The 17115-nt window shown below is 67.1% G+C and carries 14 protein-coding genes and 1 tRNA gene; 4 read left to right on the top strand and 11 right to left on the bottom strand.

The genetic code is table 11. From position 1 onward, the window contains the following. Nucleotides 1-130 precede the first annotated feature (130 nt). The 5 genes from ACFU9P_RS29975 to ACFU9P_RS29995 form a co-directional block, all read right to left on the bottom strand. Entirely contained in the window at nt 131-1597 is a 1467-nt protein-coding gene (locus tag ACFU9P_RS29975; RefSeq protein WP_376383083.1) for a peptidoglycan D,D-transpeptidase FtsI family protein, read from the bottom strand. Then, on the bottom strand, nt 1594-3012 hold the full coding sequence (locus ACFU9P_RS29980) for an FtsW/RodA/SpoVE family cell cycle protein (RefSeq protein ID WP_384086794.1): 1419 nt from the start codon (nt 3010-3012) through the stop codon (nt 1594-1596). The genes ACFU9P_RS29975 and ACFU9P_RS29980 overlap by 4 nt, the downstream gene beginning before the upstream one ends. A 25-nt stretch (nt 3013-3037) precedes the next feature. Beyond that, nucleotides 3038-4546 (bottom strand): Stp1/IreP family PP2C-type Ser/Thr phosphatase, encoded by a 1509-nt coding sequence (locus ACFU9P_RS29985; RefSeq protein ID WP_376383079.1) that lies wholly within the window; start codon nt 4544-4546, stop codon nt 3038-3040. Between the two features lie 141 nt (nt 4547-4687). Next, complete coding sequence (locus ACFU9P_RS29990; protein WP_376383077.1) at nt 4688-5200, bottom strand: FHA domain-containing protein; 513 nt, start codon at nt 5198-5200, stop codon at nt 4688-4690. 10 nt (nt 5201-5210) lie between these two features. Then, the gene (locus tag ACFU9P_RS29995) at nt 5211-6086 is read right to left on the bottom strand and encodes an FhaA domain-containing protein (protein WP_376383075.1); all 876 of its coding nucleotides are present in this window, start codon (nt 6084-6086) and stop codon (nt 5211-5213) included. Between the two features lie 339 nt (nt 6087-6425). Between ACFU9P_RS29995 and ACFU9P_RS30000 the strand changes: the two genes are divergently transcribed. Beyond that, a tRNA-Leu gene (locus ACFU9P_RS30000) sits at nt 6426-6512 on the top strand. 210 nt (nt 6513-6722) lie between these two features. Here ACFU9P_RS30000 and ACFU9P_RS30005 read toward each other — a convergent pair. Together ACFU9P_RS30005 and ACFU9P_RS30010 are read right to left on the bottom strand one after the other, a co-directional pair. Continuing rightward, nucleotides 6723-8495, bottom strand: coding sequence for a hypothetical protein (locus ACFU9P_RS30005; protein ID WP_384086800.1), 1773 nt, complete (start codon nt 8493-8495; stop codon nt 6723-6725). Then, nucleotides 8495-9406, bottom strand: coding sequence for a hypothetical protein (locus ACFU9P_RS30010; protein ID WP_384086803.1), 912 nt, complete (start codon nt 9404-9406; stop codon nt 8495-8497). The genes ACFU9P_RS30005 and ACFU9P_RS30010 overlap by 1 nt, the downstream gene beginning before the upstream one ends. A 111-nt stretch (nt 9407-9517) precedes the next feature. On the opposite strand from ACFU9P_RS30010, the gene ACFU9P_RS30015 reads away from it, so the two are divergent. After that, entirely contained in the window at nt 9518-9829 is a 312-nt protein-coding gene (locus ACFU9P_RS30015) for a multiprotein-bridging factor 1 family protein (RefSeq protein WP_384086805.1), read from the top strand. Between the two features lie 191 nt (nt 9830-10020). Here the strand turns inward: ACFU9P_RS30015 and ACFU9P_RS30020 are convergent, their stop codons facing one another. Both ACFU9P_RS30020 and ACFU9P_RS30025 read right to left on the bottom strand, forming a co-directional pair. Further along, nucleotides 10021-10605, bottom strand: a complete 585-nt coding sequence (locus ACFU9P_RS30020) for a hypothetical protein (protein WP_384086808.1) — start codon at nt 10603-10605, stop codon at nt 10021-10023. Nucleotides 10606-10856: 251 nt separating this feature from the next. Beyond that, nucleotides 10857-11738 carry a TniB family NTP-binding protein gene (locus ACFU9P_RS30025; RefSeq protein WP_384086811.1) on the bottom strand — a complete coding sequence of 294 codons (882 nt, stop codon included), beginning with the start codon at nt 11736-11738 and terminating at the stop codon, nt 10857-10859. Between the two features lie 1904 nt (nt 11739-13642). Between ACFU9P_RS30025 and ACFU9P_RS30030 the strand changes: the two genes are divergently transcribed. Both ACFU9P_RS30030 and ACFU9P_RS30035 read left to right on the top strand, forming a co-directional pair. Further along, nucleotides 13643-13984, top strand: a complete 342-nt coding sequence (locus ACFU9P_RS30030) for a hypothetical protein (RefSeq protein ID WP_384086813.1) — start codon at nt 13643-13645, stop codon at nt 13982-13984. A 502-nt stretch (nt 13985-14486) separates the two neighbouring features. Next, nucleotides 14487-14648 carry a hypothetical protein gene (locus tag ACFU9P_RS30035; RefSeq protein ID WP_384086816.1) on the top strand — a complete coding sequence of 54 codons (162 nt, stop codon included), beginning with the start codon at nt 14487-14489 and terminating at the stop codon, nt 14646-14648. On the opposite strand, the gene ACFU9P_RS30040 is transcribed toward ACFU9P_RS30035, so the two are convergent. Together ACFU9P_RS30040 and ACFU9P_RS30045 are read right to left on the bottom strand one after the other, a co-directional pair. After that, nucleotides 14633-15862, bottom strand: a complete 1230-nt coding sequence (locus ACFU9P_RS30040) for a hypothetical protein (RefSeq protein ID WP_384086819.1) — start codon at nt 15860-15862, stop codon at nt 14633-14635. The genes ACFU9P_RS30035 and ACFU9P_RS30040 overlap by 16 nt on opposite strands. Before the next feature lie 4 nt (nt 15863-15866). Then, nucleotides 15867-16973 carry an ImmA/IrrE family metallo-endopeptidase gene (locus tag ACFU9P_RS30045; RefSeq protein ID WP_384086822.1) on the bottom strand — a complete coding sequence of 369 codons (1107 nt, stop codon included), beginning with the start codon at nt 16971-16973 and terminating at the stop codon, nt 15867-15869. Nucleotides 16974-17115: the final 142 nt, after the last annotated feature.

Genomic DNA, 17115 nt, shown 5'->3' on the forward strand with positions numbered 1-17115 from the left:
GTGTGTGGTCCGGCGGTGTGCTGTTCGCGCCTACGCTACCGGGCACGCCGTATGCGATTGGCCCGTAACGGTGACCTGATATACGACCGGTATCGCAATGTGCGTGTATGGAGGTGAGCCGTGACCGGCGTCACCTCCTGCTGTCGATGACCGCCTTCATCACATTCTTGGCGATGGGGGCCGCGAGGCCGCCACCGGAGATGTCGTCGCGGTTGGCCTTGCTGTCCTCGACGACGACCGCGACCGCGACGGGGGAGCCGCCGTCCGTTTTGGCGTACGAGATGAACCACGCGTACGGGTTCTTGCTGTTGTTCTCGCCGTGCTGGGCGGTGCCGGTCTTGCCACCGACCGTCACATTCGGGATCTGGGCGTTCTTGCCGGTGCCGTCCTTGACGACCGTCTCCATCATGCTCTGGAGCATCTGCGCGTGCTCCTGGGTGAGGGGGCGGCTCAGCTCCTCGGGCTCGGTCTTGCTGAGCACGTCCAGATTGGGCGCGCGGAGCTGGTCGATCATGTACGGCTTCATCAGCTTGCCGTCGTTGGCGACCGCCGCGGCGACCATGGCCATCTGGAGCGGGGTGGCCCGGGTGTCGAACTGGCCGATGGAGGAGAGCGCGGTCTGCGAGGAGTTCATCTCCTCGGGGAAGAAGGACGCGTTGGAACGTACCGGAGTGAACTGTTCGGCGTTGAAGCCGAACTTCTTCGCGGTCTCCAGCATGTCGTCCTTGCCGAGATCGGCGCCGAGCTTGCCGAAGACGGTGTTGCAGGAGTAGCGCAGCGCGTCCCGGAGGGTGGCGTCCTTGCAGGGGATGTTGCCCTCGTTGACGAGCGGGGTGGTGGTGCCCGGCATGATCCAGGGGAGCGGCGAGTCGGTCGGCTCGTCGATGTCCGTGATCTTGCCGTGCTCCAGGGCGGCGGCCGCGGTGACCACCTTGAAGGTGGAGCCGGGCGGGTAGGTCTCGCGCAGCGCCCGGTTCTGCATCGGGTCGTCGGGGTTGTTCTTCTTGTCGAGGGCGACCCAGGCCTTGGAGTCCTTCTCGCTGTTGCCGGCGAAGGTGGACGGGTCGTAGCTCGGCGTGGACGCCAGTGCCAGGATCTTGCCGGTCTGCGGGTCGATGGCCGCCACCGCGCCCTTGGCCTTCCCGAGGCCCTCGTACGCGGCCTTCTGGGCGGCGCCGCTGAGGGTGGTGACGACGTCGCCGCCCTTCTTCTTCTTGCCCGTGAACATGGCCATGGTGCGGTCGAAGAAGAGCCGGTCGTCGTTGCCGGTGAGTATGCCGTCCTCGAGCTTCTCGATCTGGTTGGCGTCGAAGGCCTGCGAGGCATAGCCGGTGACGGGTGCCCACATGGGGCCGTCGACATAGGTGCGCTTGTACGCGAAGTCGCTGTCGTCGGTCTTGACGGAGCCGGTGATCGCCTTGCCGTCGACGATGATGTTGCCGCGCTCGTTGCTGTAACGCTCGATGAGCACTCTGCGGTTGAACTTGTGCGAGTTCAGCTCGTCCGCGCGGACGTACTGGAGCCAGTTGTCCCGGATCAGCAGGGCCAGGACGAGCAGCCCGCAGAAGATCGCGATGCGTCGCAGCGGCTTGTTCACGGTCGGACCACCTGGGTCATCTCGGCGTCGGGTGACGGGGCGGGGGCCGGCGCGGGCCGGCGCGCGGTGTCGCTGATACGGATCAGAACGCCGATCAGCGCCCAGTTGGCGAGCACGGAGGAGCCGCCGTACGCGACGAACGGCATGGTCATACCGGTCAGCGGGATGAGCCCCATCACGCCGCCGGCGACGACGAACACCTGGATCGCGAAGGCGCCGGAGAGGCCGATGGCGAGCAGCTTGCCGAACGGGTCGCGGGCGGCGAGCGCGGTCCGTACGCCCCGCTCCACGATCAGCCCGTAGATCATCAGGAACGCCATCGTGCCGGCCAGCCCGAACTCCTCGCCGACCGTGGTGAGGATGAAGTCCGCGTTGGCGGCGAAGCCGATGAGGTCGGAGTTGCCCTGGCCGAGGCCGGTGCCGAGGGTGCCGCCCGAGCCGAAGGACAGCAGGGCGTCGCCGATCTGCTGGCAGGCGCCGGTGACATCCGTCTGGTAGCAGGCGAAGGGGTCGAGCCAGGCGTTGACACGGGACTGGACGTGCGGCTCGAAGGAGGCGACGCCGACCGCGCCCGCGACCGACATCAGCAGACCGAAGACGATCCAGCTCGTGCGCTCGGTCGCGACGTACAGCATGATCACGAAGAGGCCGAAGAAGAGCAGCGAGGTGCCCAGGTCGGTCTCGAAGACCAGGATGAGGATCGACATCGCCCAGATGGCGAGGATCGGGCCCAGGTCACGGCCGCGGGGCAGGTACATGCCCATGAACCGGCGGCTGGCCAGGGCCAGCGCGTCACGCTTCACCATCAGATAGCCGGAGAAGAAGATCGCGATGATGATCTTCGCGAACTCACCGGGCTGGATGGTGAAGCCGCCGATGCTGATCCAGATCTTGGCGCCGTTCACGGCCGGGAAGAACATCGGCAGGATCAGCAGCACGAGGGCGGCGGCCATCGAGATGTACGTGTAGCGCTGGAGGATCCGGTGGTCTTTGAGGACCATCAGTACGGCGACGAACAGCGCGACCGCGATGGCCGAGTACATGAGCTGCTTGGGGGCGTCCGGGCTGTAGGCGCCGAAGAGCGCCTCCGCGCGCCGGATCAGTCGCGGCGACTGGTCCAGCCGCCAGATCAGCACCAGACCGAGCCCGTTGAGCAGGGTGGCCAGCGGCAGCAGCAGCGGATCGGCGTACGGGGCGAACTTGCGCACCGCGAGATGGGCGATCCCGGCGAGCAGGCCGACGCCCAGCCCGTACCCCAGCATCCCGGCGGGTACCTTGCCGTCGAGGGCGAGTCCCACGTTCAGATACGCGAACACCGGGATGACGACGGCGAAGGCGAGCAGCCCCAGTTCGGTGTTGCGGCGGCTCGGTGCTTCGATCGCGCCGATGGTGGTCGTATTGGTGACAACGCTCATGTGGTGAAAGGCCCCCTACGGCCGGCTACTGCTGCTTCCCGCAGTTCGAGGCCACTTTCTGCTCCTCCTCCGAGAGGCTGGGGCCCGGAGTGGGAGTCGCGGCTTTCGGCTTGATGGTGGTGGTCCGGCCGGAGGTGTTCGTACCGGTCGTGCCGCCGGCCTGGCCTTCGCCGGTGACCACATTGGCCTCGCGGTCGGCCTGACGGCGCTGCTCGTCCTTCTTGCAGGCCGACGCCTGGGTGGCGAGTTCCTGGATCTTGTCGCGGCCGTTGGCGAGGCTGCCCTCGGCGATGGTCTCCTCGACCTGCTTGCGCTGGTAGGGCGGGAGGTACTTGAGTTCGATCTCGGGGTGGTCCTTCTCGATCTCCGAGAGGGAGAGCCAGGCGAGATCCTGGCTGATGCCCCGGTAGAGCGCCACATGCTCCTCGTTGGCACCCACGTAGTACTGGGTCTGCGTCCAGCGGTAGCCGCCGTACAGTCCGCCGCCGACGACGGCCAGGGCGAGCACGGTGTAGAAGGACCTCTTGAGCCACTTGCGGCCGCCGCGCGGCTTCACGAAGTCGTCGTCGCTGTACGCGCCGAAGCTCCCGTCGGAGGGCATGCCTCCGTAACCGCCGTCCCCGCCGCTGCCGGGCGGGCCGAAGCCGCCTCCGGGCTGGGGCGGTACGGAGCGGCCCAGACCGGCCGCGCGGCCGGCGGGGGTCTGCATCGCGGCGGCGTTCTCGGCGGAGTTCAGCGGAAGCTGGTTCTCGGCGACCGCGCCGACGACGACCGGGGTGTCGTTGAGCTGCCCGGCCAGGGTGTCGTTGGACTCGACGTCCAGGACATCGGCCACGATGCAGGTGATGTTGTCGGGGCCGCCGCCGCGAAGCGCGAGCTGGATGAGCGCCTGTACGGTCTCCTGCGGGCCCTGGTAGCTGGCGAGGGTCTCCTCCATGGTCTGGTGGGAGACAACGCCGGAGAGGCCGTCGGAGCAGATCAGATAGCGGTCCCCGGCGCGGACCTCGCGGATGGAGAGATCCGGCTCGACATGGTCGCCGCTGCCCAGCGCGCGCATCAGCAGGGAGCGCTGCGGATGGGTGGTGGCCTCTTCCTCGGTGATCCGGCCCTCGTCGACCAGCCGCTGCACCCAGGTGTGGTCCTGGGTGATCTGGGTCAGGACGCCGTCGCGGAGCAGATAGGCGCGGGAGTCGCCGACATGGACGAGGCCGAGCCGCTGGCCGGTCCACAGCAGGGCGGTGAGCGTGGTCCCCATGCCTTCGAGCTGGGGGTCCTCCTCCACCATCACCCGGAGCTGGTCGTTGGCCCGCTGCACCGCCGTACCGAGCGAGGTGAGGATGTCGGAGCCCGGCACGTCGTCGTCGAGCTGGACGAGGGTGGAGATCACCTCGGAGGACGCGACCTCGCCGGCGGCCTGGCCGCCCATGCCGTCGGCGATGGCAAGCAGCCGCGGTCCGGCGTAGCCGGAGTCCTCGTTGCCCTCCCGGATCATGCCCTTGTGCGATCCGGCGGCGAAGCGCAGAGACAGACTCATGCGCACCTCGCCCGTCGGCTCGCCCGTCGACTGTCGCGCCAGCCGGTCTCGAGCCACACTGCCCACCCTCCGGTCGGGAGCCTGCTCCGGTCCGCTGTCGGGACCGCCGCGGCTCGCTCGCTCCGCTCGCTCATTGTCGTACTACTTCCGCAGCTCGATGACGGTCTTGCCGATGCGGATAGGAGCGCCCAGCGCGATCGGTGTCGGTGTCGTGAGCCGGGTCCGGTCGAGATACGTACCGTTGGTGGACCCGAGATCCTCGACGATCCACTGGCCGTCCCGGTCCGGGTAGATCCTGGCATGCCTGCTCGACGCGTAGTCGTCGTCCAGCACGATCGTCGAGTCGTGCGCGCGGCCCAGGGTGATGGTCTGGCCCTGGAGAGCCACTGTGGTGCCGGTGAGGCTGCCCTCGGAGACGACCAGCTTGGTGGGCGCGCCGCGGCGCTGCCTGCCCCCCTGCTGCTGGCGCTGCTGGGGCGGCGCCGCCGACTGGCGGGACTGCTGCGGGCGGGCGTCGCCGCTGCGGCGCGAGCCGCGCTGGGTGACCCGTGTCCCGAACAGATCACTGCGGATGACCTGGACGGCCACGATCACGAACAGCCACAGAACGGCCAGAAAACCTAGCCGCATGACCGTCAGGGTCAGCTCTGACATTGCCCCCGCTTCACCCTTCGGCTTGCCTGTAAACGATGGTGGTGTTGCCCACGACGATCCGCGAGCCGTCGCGGAGCGTAGCGCGGGTGGTGTGCTGTCCGTCTACCACGATGCCGTTGGTGGACCCGAGGTCCTGGATCGTCGAGGGCGTTCCGGTCCGGATCTCGCAGTGCCGGCGCGAGACCCCGGGATCGTCGATCCGCACGTCGGCGTCGGTGCTGCGGCCCAGTACGAGCGTGGCGCGGGAGATCTGATGGCGGGTGCCGTTGATCTCGATCCAGCGGCGCACCTGACCCTGCGGCAGCGCGCCGGGGCCGGCCCCGGGGAGGCGGCTCGCGGCGGGGGCGTGGCCGCCGGGGGGCGGTGCGGCCGGCATCGGGGGCGCGGCGGCGGGCGGATAGCCGTACCCACCGGGGGCGCGGCCGGGAGGAGCGGCGGGGGCCGCCGAGCCTGCGTACCCGCCGGGACCGCCGACGGGGGCCCCGCCGCCGGGCGCCTGCGGCTGTGACGTACTCGACGCCAGCGTGCGGCTCCGTACCCGGTACAGACCGGTGTCGAGGTCCTCGGCCTTCTCCAGATGGACCTTGATCGGGCCCATGAAGGTGTAGCGCTGCTGTTTCGCGTAATCGCGGACCAGCCCGGACAGTTCGTCACCGAGCTGGCCGGAGTACGGGCTGAGGCGCTCGTAGTCCGGCGCGCTCAGCTCCACGATGAAGTCATTGGGGACGACCGTCCGCTCGCGGTTCCAGATCGTCGCGTTGTTGTCGCACTCGCGCTGCAGGGCACCCGCGATCTCGACGGGCTGGACCTCGGACTTGAACACCTTCGCGAAGGTGCCGTTGACCAAACCTTCGAGACGCTGTTCGAAACGCTTCATGACTCCCATGTGGCACCTCCTCCGTCGTTGCCGTCCTGGTACTGCTTACTGATCGTATCCACGCGTCGGGAAATCGGCTGGTTCCCCTTGTCTGCCCCGTCGATGAGTGTCCCCTCTCACACGGATCGTAGAGGCGGCTTCATGACAGTGTCCCGCACCCGGGGTGCACTCCGGAGGAGCGGGGGGCGACGGTTGGCCGATCGTTGTTCGGGGGGCGGTTCGGGGGGCGGTTCGCGGGTGGGGTCGCGTGGAGAAAGGGATGTGAAGCCACCCTCGCCACCGTGCTAATCTTCTCGATGTCGCCAGGGACACACACCAGCAGGTGAGGGACCGGACGACACACCCAATGCGCGGGTGGCGGAATAGGCAGACGCGCTGGATTCAGGTTCCAGTGCCCGAAAGGGCGTGGGGGTTCAACTCCCCCCTCGCGCACCACAGGGACACCGACGAATAGTGTCCTGTCGCACCGACGAGAAGGTCGGCATCATGACTATGATGCCGACCTTCTCGCTGTTTCGGGACAGATCAGTGCTGGTCAGGCCTGGATACGTGTGAGTGCCGACGGCTGGGCCGTCGGCACTCAGGGGTCTTGATCTTCTGATTTTCAGTCTTGGTTGTCGGCTGATGTGATGCTGCTCTCGTTGGTCAGGTTTGCTGGACGAAGCCCGTGGGGGTCCAGGTGCCAATCGGCTTGGTTTCGCGGCGGCGAGTGGGGCGACGGCGGGGGCGTTCGCCCTTCAGGGCTACGGCGTCGGCCCACGCGGCCAGTTTGCGGCGGTTGGCGTGGGCGAGTTGGAAGGCAAGCAGGATGGTCTGGGCCGCGATGCCGCGGATGCGACGGGTGCCGGCTGACTCCAGACGTTCGTGCAGGGGGTCCTTGGCGAAGCCGTTGACGCCTTCGATGGAGTTGCGGAGCCGGAAGTAGACCCGCTGCCACATGTCGTGCCCGTACTGAAGGGGCTGCCAGAGGGCTGCACCGGCTTCGGGTGGGACGGTCATGCTGCGCTGCTTGCATACCGGGGGCGGTGCGGTGGGGCTGGGGATGATGTCGAGGAGGGGGATCTCGACGCCGCTGCCCAGGGTGTGGGGCTTGAGGATGCACTGGAGGCGCTGGGCCTGTGCGGGGCACATCATGCGTCGGTGTCCTTCGGCGTCGGCTTTCTCCTTGGGCATGAGGAGGTGAGCGGTGCGGGCGCGGATGCGCTGGATCCAGGTCTGCTTGTCGATGCGCTTGGCGATCAGGTCGCTGGTGGCCGTGACGAGGTGGGTCGGCATGGAGGGGCAGTACCAGTTGCCCTCGATGAGCTGGGCGCCGCCGAACTCACCCTTCGAGCCGAGTTGGTCCTTGGCGTAGTCGTAGACGGGCTGGTAGCCCATGGCGCGGATGGGTAGCTGGAAGTTCTCGGGTTTCTGGTCGTTGTAGAGCCGGTCGCCAGCGAGGTAGCCGCGTGGGTAGCGGGGGTCGACGTGCTGGAGGGCTTCGATCGCGACCTCGCCGGGGCGGTGGCTGGGTTTTTCGACGGAGAAGGCGAAGATGAGGGCGGGTACGACGTCGGGGTTGGCGGAGCCGTCCGGCAGCGGAGCGCCGTCGTGTTCGGGGTCGCGGGCGACGATCAGTGAGGCGTCGAATCCATACAGCTTCTTCTTCAGCCGCGGCTTCTTCTTGGTCTTGCTGGCGGGCTTGGTGCCTTTCTTGGCCTGGGGCGGGGGCGCGGCGAGTTTGTCGAGGGCCAGGGGGTCTTCGTGCCGGGCGGTACGGACGTACCAGCCGGCGTCGGGGTCGGTGGAGGTCTCCTCGCTGTCGGCGGCGAGGCCTTTTGCGTAGGTGCCGACGACGGTGGCATCGACTACGTAGTGGCCGCCCCAGGTGCCTTCGAGCAGGGGGTGCGCGTGCAGGAGCGACATGCCGAGGACATGGTTGGCGACGCGCAGCAGCAAGGTGCGCTTGTGGGCGAGGAGATCACGATCAGCCCGGGCTTCCAGCTCGGCGGCGTAATTGAGGCCGAGGCGGTGGTTCTTGGGGAGGGGGGAGGGATCGATCGCGTCGATGATCTTGTGGAAGAGGCGGCGAACGACGGCGTAGAAAGCTTCGAAGCCATAGTCATTGTCGGGATACCAGGGGATGTCGAACTGGGTGCGGAAGGCGTCGCTGAGGCCGAAGGCAAGCAGGTCGGCGACAGCGCAGAGAGTGACTGTCCCTGAGCGCAGGGCAGAGCATAGGGACATACCCAGCAGCAGCCCGCGCACGTTGAGGTGGCGCTTGGGGCCCCTGTCGTTGGGCACCAGCGGCTCGATTTCAGCAACCAGCGTGGTGGTGTCCAGGTCGGCCAGGAGTGCTTGGACGTCCTCGTCCAGAACGGCCTTGCGGTGGGAGCGGAGTTTCTCGATGCTTGCGTGGCGTTCGAGGCGGCTAGTCATCACAGTTCCTTCAGCGCGGCGGCGGCCTGATCGGCGGTCAGGTTGCGGACGTAGGGCATGATCCGGTCGATGGAGCGCAGGGTGGACAGTCCGGCCGCAGCCATCAGGGTCGGCAGGTGCATGCGGGCTTCCACCGCGTCGACCAGCCAGGTGGCACGGGCCCTGCCTTGTACGAGGGGTGGCGTGCCGGGCGAAGTCTTGGTGCGGGCGAGGAAGTTGGTGACCGTGTTGGTGCCGCGGGCATAGGAATTGGGCCGGAAGAGATAGCGGGCCTGGCCGGGGATGGACGCCCAGTCCGCCGCCTCGGTGAGCACGCTCGCCCAGGAGGAGCGGCACAGGATGAGCCGGGCGCGCTGGCCGCGTACCGAGACGGCGACGGCTCCGTTTGGTGCGGTGCGCACGTCGTGGGTGCACAGTGGGATGATCTCCGGCGAGTCCAGTACGCAGCCGAATCCGAGGGCGAGCAGGGTCAGGCAGCCGAAGCGCAGCTCAGCAGTGGGTTGGAACCGGGCGGATGAGTACAGGCGGGACTGCTCGGCTTTGCTGTAGGGCAGGGAGGAGTCGGAACCGGAGTAGGCGGCGGGCTGGCCGGTCAGCAGGTCGGGTCCGAGCAGGGTGCGGCGCAGGTGGTTGAGGCGGCCCCGGCGGTTGCCGCACGAGGCTTCGCTCAGGTGCCCGCAGCCGGTGGCGAGGAACCATTCGATTGCCTCGGGCGTGAGCAATTTCTCGGCTGTGGTGGAGCGTCCGCAGGCGTCGGCGTACGCGGCGGCGTGTGCCAGGGCCCCGAGCCAGTCCCTCGCCTGCTTGGGCCCGGACGGCTTGGCCCGGGTCACTGCACGGCGGCAGTCGGGGCCGATCCGCTCCCATACCGGCCTCGGCAACTGGGGCCGGTATCGCTCGATGGCATCCATCACGATTCTCCACCACGAAAGAACCCCGGGCGGGGTGCTATTCCGATAACATTTGGTGGAGATGGCGGCCGCTGTCATGCCAGGAGGTCCGGATGGGCGACACTCTTCGCTGTGCCACAGGGAGACAAGCGACACCGCAAGCCCGTCGAGTACCGGCTCCGGGACGTCTGGCCGCACGCCGTGCTCGATGACCACCATGGGGCGCGGGTGGCCCAGGAGGTGGCTGCCCGGTTGCGTGAGGCGATTGACGCGCGCGGCTGGTCGGTCGCAGAGCTTTCCCGGCGCAGCGACGTCGCGCGGTTTACCATCACCAAGGTCCTTGACGGCGTGGTGTGGTGCGATCTGTTGACGATCGCGAACCTGGAGAAGGCGCTGGGGGCCGACCTGTGGCCGGGGAGGAATCCGGGCAATCCGCCACGGTGAATTCGCATGGGCATTCGACTTCCTGGGAAATGGCAGGATGAATTGGCCGAATGCCCGACGTGCCCGGCGGGAGCCGGGTAGTGTCGAGAACGGCCTTAGCGGGCCGACCGTCGCCGCGGACCCCGGGTGCAACCGGGGAAATATTCTGCGGCGGCGGTCATAGACGACTGGGTGAGTCGGTGAGTTTCGGTTTACGTGGTGTGCTCGAATTTCCAGTTGAGCAGCGGTCGGTAGTAGGTGTTTTTTCCTCCTTCGCCGAGGACGCGCTCCAGCATGCCGCGGTCGGCCAAGTTCCGGATGGTGCCCCGCAGTCTTCTGCGGCCCTCCCTGTCGTCCTTGGCCAGCCCCAGAAGGGTGGCCACGTCCCCGCTCGCCCAGAGGGCGTCGGGCCGAGTGGCGAGGAGGGTAAGGATCTGCTTGGTCTTCTCGCCACGTACAAGGAACACCCGTGACGTCGGCGTGTCGGCCGACGGTGCAGGAGTGGCGGGGGCGTCCGGTACAACACGCAAGTGGGATGTTCCGGGCGGGCTGAAGGTCAGCAGGCCAAGCTTCTCGGCGCGGTCTCGCACCGAGTGCACGCTCGCCAGCGCTGTGCGCGTCTCTTCGCGTACGGAGGCGACCTGTGCGTGCTTGTCCCTCACCTCGCGCAGTGAGGCCTCCAGTTCGCTGATCTGCTGCTCATATTCCCGCATGAGAATGTCGCACTGGGGTGCCAACTGCCCGATTTCTTCAAGGGTGTTATCGGTGCTGCCATCGGGGTTCGGCTGCTGAACCATGGCTTCACCGTAGAGGGCAGAGCACGTGCGTGTCTGCCCTTTCGGGAAGTGCTTTCCCGAAAGGGGAGAGAGGGTGTGCATACGCCGTAATTTAATGATTTTTTTGTTCGGGTGTGGGATATGTGTGTGAATTAACTGCCGCGGGGTAAATCGTGGACCATTCGCTCCCGGGTCAACTTGTGGCCGGCCCGGGGCAGCTCTCAAGGATTTGTCCTGCGGAAGATGGCCAAAGTGACGAAAGGTTGCTTTGGCTATCGCGAGTTGAGGTCCTGGAGGGACCACGGGGCGAAGAGTGCGGTGAGCGCCTGTCCGGTGATGCGCTCCGTGCCGTCGCGGATGGCTTGGATGGCGGCACTGCCCAGCAGGTAGGAGACGCGGAGCGGGGTGCCTGCTGTGAGGCGGTGCAGGAGGTCCGCGTGCTGCAGCGTGCCGACAGTATGCTCGCGTAGCCGCAGGGCCTGCTCCACTTCGGCGATGAAGGCACGCCATGCTTCGCCCTCTATGAGAGCGTGCACGACGACGGGGATGAGGCGCCGGTGTGCGGCGACCGTGACCGCGCTGGTGAGGGAATCGGTGGTACCGATGCCGGCATAGATGAAGGTGGCGGGCACGCGGTCGCACAGGTAGTCGAGCATGTCGCGAACGGAGGCCGCCGCGGGGCTGGCGGGACGGATGTTGTGTGCTTCGTCAACGAGGACGAGCGCGGGAGGGCAGTCCTTCAAAGCTTCTTCGGCGAGGCGGGCCAGTTCCGGGCTGCTGCATCCTGCCCGGAAGGGGATTCCTAGGCCGCGTACCAGCTCCACGATGAGCATGCGCGGTGTGGCCGCCGGAGGTACGTGAACGTACACCAGCGGGGAAGCGCTGCGGTGCGGCTCCGGAAGGCGCCGCAGCCGGATGCGGTGGTGGCGGATGATCTCGGTCAAGGCAATGGTCTTGCCGGTACCGGCAGGTCCGTACAGGAGCATGCCGTGCCGGGCGCCGGTCGCGTGTTCGTTCAGCAATACCAGCTCTTCTGCCTGTGCGACGTCGGGTGCGATGACGGTGAGCCGGGCGTGATAGGCCATGCGGTCTCGGTCGACATCGGCGGGGAGGGTTTCCGGAATATCGGGCTCGGAGGGGGCGAGCAGCCGCACCTGGAATGTCCCGCTGTGGACAGTGTTGGCCGAAGGCGTGGCGCCCGACCGGGAGGTTGGGAGGTATGGCGAGGTGTGGCACTCAGAGGGCAGGGCGGCTCTATGAGAAGGTGACGGCGTGTCACCGGCGGCATGGTTGCTGGCGGGCACGGTGGTCCAGAGTCCGTAGGGCATCCGCAGCCAGATCCGGCGTGTGTCGTACGGCTCCCAGCGGACAACTAACGGGCGGTGCCCCCCCGGGGGATACCTTGCGATGCCGAAGGGCGTCGAGCGCGGGGCTGTCGTAGGTCCGGCCGAGCAGGCGCATGCCCGATGGACCGACGACCCTCCGTGTCACGGGGAGGAGGGCGGTGAACTCCTGCGGGGGCAGGGGGGTGGCGATTCACCCCGCTCGCGCGACCAGGCTCTCGTAAAGCTCGGCGGGGGGTACGCGCGGCCCTGGAGCCTTGCACGCCGAGTCCTGGGAGTCCGGTGCCCGGCCACACGTGCAGCGACCACGTGTCCAGCAGTTCCTGCACCTCCTCCGCTGTCCGGCTCCGCAGGACCGGAGCGACGGACTGGGCGTGCCCGCTGAAGCTACGGACGAGATGGGACACCATGCCCTTGGCCCGGGAACGCTCACCCGGGCGGGAGGACGTCGAATGCTGGACACGGATGCCGTAGCGCAGGCATGCCTCGTACAGGCTGCGCATCCTCGGGACAGACGCCCGGTCGATGACGAGCGTCGCCAGCTGGACCACCGGGCCCCAGCCGTTTGACCTCATGCTGGCCTGCTCGGCCGTGTTTCCGGCGGACAAGACCCACCAGCAGCAGTGCTCTCGGTCCGACAGTGGGTGCGGGAGCGGGACTCCTCGGTCGCGCAGTGCTCAAAGCTGATCCAGTCGATGAGGACGAGCCCTGGGAAGGTGCGAACGTTCGTACTGGTGCTGGGCAGTGGCCGCTGATTGTGTCTTTGGAGAACGGGGGACCCGGCGATGCCGTTTTCGGGCCGCAGTCGGAGGCCGTGGAGCTCACGGCCAGTCCAAGGTGATCGGCCCGTCTGGAAGCCATCCCTCCCAGTAACCGTCCACCACATCCGGCAGCTCCGGGGGAAAGACCGGTACCTCGGACTCCCGAAGCCCGGCCGGAGTCCACCACCGCCCGGACAACGGGCCCGCCGACGCGAGCGTCCGCACGGTATCCACGCACAATGGAGCGTCCGGGATCGACAGCAGCAGCCGATGCTCGATCCGCGCACCAGACGGCGGCTCGGGCCCCGAAGCCCACATATGCCCGGTCACCGCTCCGTAGCGCACTGAGAGGGACTGTGACCTTGCCCGTGTGACGGCCTCGGCGGCTTGTTGGTAGGAGGATCTGCATCCGGCCCTCCCCGCAAGGGGAGACAAGGCGCCTGCACGCTCCACCAGCAGCACTGTCTTGCGGCAGCGGTCGAGTAGAGCGACGAGAACGATTCTCTTCAGACGCGGAGCGGGAACGGTCACAGCAACACCATGACTCGGGCGCAATTCCAATTGCATGCGGGGTGGCGCGGAAGGGTGAGTTCGTGCCGAGAGGCCTCTTATGGCCGCGGCGTTGCACGGCAGGCAGGGCCGGGGGTGGGATGGCGGGCGAGTGAAAGCGTCGGGCAGTGGTGGTCGGCTACTGGCGGGCGATGGAACTGTTCAGCCCGCAGAAGATTCCGGGTGTTTCGCTGTGGGATCCGGTGTGCGAGGTTGCTGCGGCGCGCGGCCGTGAGAGGACGGTCGCCCGGTGCGGCGGCTTTCGCTGGATCCTGGGTACATCTGGCGGTACATCGTTCAAGGCGGCTCTTCGCGCTCGCGTTCGGCTGACGTGTGTTCCGCGAGGGCTTCTACGTGAGGCAGCATCGCCCGGCACTGCATCCACTTCTGCTTGACGCAGGAGGCATGATTAATGAATCATTAATCATGCCTCCTGAGCAGATGCGCCGCGTCTCCGCGAAGCTGTTCGGTAATCGTTACCGTGCCGAGCTGATGCTGGCGCTTGCGCACGCAGGTACTCAAGGGGTTTGTATGGGAGATCTCGCCGTCCGGTATGGCGTGCAGTCGAGCGTCTACCGGGCTCCGATGGGGGCACTGATGTCCCTGGGGCTGGCGGAAGCCCTCCCTGCGGTCGCTGGGGAGCGGCGTCGCTGGCACCGAATAACGGCGCAGTCCTCGCTGTGGCCGTTTCTTCGGCCACTGCTGGACTGTTTGGCTGAGGAGACGTCGCCTGCGCAGGTGGAGTAGATGGGATGCCCTGGCGGCATCGGAATCGCGATAGGGCAGGGTGGGATCTATGGCAGTCGCGGCGAGTAGTGCAGTGGGTAGTTCGGTCAGAGCCGCTTCCGGCGCTCTGATCCACCCCAATGGCCACGCGAAGATGCTTTCCCTGCTCGGATCCGACGCCCTGGTCTTCTACCGGTTCGACGCCACCGAGCACACTCGCCGGCGGCGCGCCGGGATGAAAGGACTGACCGGTATGGGACCGCTGGAGACGTTGTTGACGCTGCCGGTGGACATGCCCGTGCCCCTTAATTCGCTGAGCTCGAAGGACAGGGCGGCCGTGCGTAGGCTACCGGTTGGCTCCGCGGACTGGGATGGACATGACGTCACCCGCCACGCTGTACGCCCGTTGCATGTGGACCTGGTTGTCGTGACCGCCCAGCAGCCGAGGCGGGGGCTGGAAGCCGCTACTCGTTTCGCCCCGTTCTGTAGCCGAGCTGTTCTGCTGCGGCGTCCGGCCCCGCGGATGGACGACTTGCTCAACGAGGCCTCGTTCTACGGGGTAGGGGTGCTTGTCGACTCGCTCTCCGGAGTCGAGCTGGTGCTGGAGCCGCGCGCCTACCGGCCGCGGCGTCACACGGCCGCGGCGTGGAGATTCATCGAAGAGCTGTATCAGCGGGTGCGCTGACCGGCCGACGCCGAGTTGCTGGTGAGGGGCACGTCCGGGATGAGCGAAGCCCAACGCTTGAGTTGCACGTCGGGTTTGAACGGACGCTTCTGGTCGATTGACGCGTTCAGGATGGGGTAGTGCTCGACGGCGGCGCGGCACAGTTCGTGCCACCGTGTCTGGCGTTCGTATCCGGGTGCGGCGGCCATCACTGTACGCAGCCAGGTCCCCATGACCTCGACGTTATGTGCCGCAGCTTGGCGCTGGTGCTCTCCGAGCATGCTGGTGAACCGGTCCAGACCGTCACCCTCGCAGACCAGGCAGTAGCACAGAGGGCTGTCCGTTGAGGCAAAGCTGTCGGCGATCTTCGAGCCCATGAAGAAGCCCATCAGCTCGGGGAAGAGTACGTGGGGGGCGCGCATGATTGCCTTGCTCGACTGGGTCGGCTGACCGGGTGGGACGATGTGCCGCAGTGAACTGATCGCTCCGTAGGATCCGAACGACGCGCCGTGGGCCAGGGCACCGAAAACAGCCAGGTCGGTGCGCATCAGAGCGACCCCGGGCACGGACGCCAGGATCCGGCGAAGGTTGCCCACGGCTTGGGGGAAGCGGCCAAGCGGGTCCATCTGCCCGCCGAGCATGAGGGCTTTGGGTCCCTTGATCAGGTTGAGTGCGCCGATGAGCTGGCCCACGCAGTCGTCTTCCTGCAGCCAGCCGACGTCGACGGGTGCGGCGAAGATGACAGAGGGATCGTCCAGGGCGTTGACCTGCCGGGCGGCAGCTAGCAGGGCGTCGGAGTCCTCCGCCTGGATGTAGCCGGTCGGAGTGATCGCGGCGGTGACACCCGCGGCGCGCTGCCGATACAGCGACATTTGCAGCGGGTCGTCGAACAGCGGGTCCTCGAAAGAGAATCCCTCCCCCTCGGTTTGTGGGAAGGGCGCCTCCTCCGTAGCGACGTGAGACGTGTACAGCTCAGGGTCCACAAGCAGCGGCGCGTTGAAGCCCTGCCGATTCAGTTCCATAGCCTTGTTGATGGCCTCGTTCCCGCACAGCACCAGGCCGCCGCGGTTGGTGTCGACGTGGTCGCGGACCTGCCAGAGACGGGAAACCGAGACATGCAGCAGTAGGCGGCCGTCTAGAGGGCTGGTAGGCAACAACGATGCGTCGGCCGAGCGGTCGGACGGTGCGGAGACGTTGCGGGGTGGCAGGGGGGTGGACGCGGAGGAATCGGTCATGTCGTCACCTTCGAGGAGGGTTCATGGACAGCAGGCGGTTGCCTTCGCGGTAGAGGCGCACGAAATCCTCGGGAAGCAGGTGGGCGCTTGCGGCCGCCTGCTCCGTGGTGAAAGTGCGTTCTTCCATCAGCCTGTCGACGAGGAACGGCACGCGACAGGGCTCTTCGAGGGGAACATGCACCGGTTCGGCGGTGCGGTATCCCAGGGCCGACATTTCGATGATGACCGTGCGGTACTGCCACTCGGTGATGGCGTTCAACGACATAGCCCTGCGCAGCAGGGCGCTCATGGAGACCCGCCAACTACGTTTGAGGCTGGCCAGCTTGGTGATGTTGACGCCGTTGGCGAACTCCGCGCGGATGTCCTTCGCGGGCATCAGGAACTCCGAGGCGAAGGCATCGGCCTGCTTCTCTTGCTCTGGGCCGGATCCCGGCTCAGAGTGCATGACGACATGACCGATCTCGTGGGCCACGCTGAACCGGCAGCGGTCTCCGGGCGCACGGCTGTTGACGAGGAACAGCGGGGCTTGACCGGGAGTCCACTGGCTCACCGCGTCGAGCAGGTCGCTCTCCAGATCGCGCAGGACGATTAGTGCCCCGGCGTCCTCCGCGGAGCGCACGACGTCGACCACCGGCCCGGCGGGCAGGCCCCATCGCTTGCGCACCGTACGGGCGGCATCCCTTGGTGTGACCAGGTCGTGCAGCTCAACCCGGGGGAAATCCGCTTCCAGGTTTTCTTCCGCAGCGGCACCGTACAGACCGTTGAGCTGGATCCGGGTCAAGGCAAGCTCCGCATGGATGCGGCGCAACGCCCCTACCGGCAGGGAGGCTCGCTTGCGGTGGTGGATCAGCCCGACGCCCACCCCATGCACCTGCGGGTCCAGGCATAGGAGATCCGGCGGATAGGAAAGCGCGGCGGCATACAGGTCCAGCCGTTCACCCGTAACCGGCAGGCGCCCCGACTCGGCCTTGCTCACGTACCCCTGGGACACCTGGGTGCCCGCGTCTCTCGATGCCTCGGCCATCGCGACGGCCACATCGGTCTGGGTCATGCCACGGGACTCACGAACAAGCGTGAGCATCGCCGGCTGCGCCCGCAGATCATCGGCCACCACCCATCACCTCCTATCAGGCCTCGAAATACTACCACCAATTATTCCTATGGGGATTCTCCGAAGTGTCGGGCTCGCAGTGATCGGTGAGGCAAACCCGTGAACTGCTTGTTCTCGGGGGCTGGCGACGGTCACATGGACA

It is taken from the genome of Streptomyces sp. NPDC057617 (assembly GCF_042800555.1).
Lineage (GTDB): Bacteria > Actinomycetota > Actinomycetes > Streptomycetales > Streptomycetaceae > Streptomyces.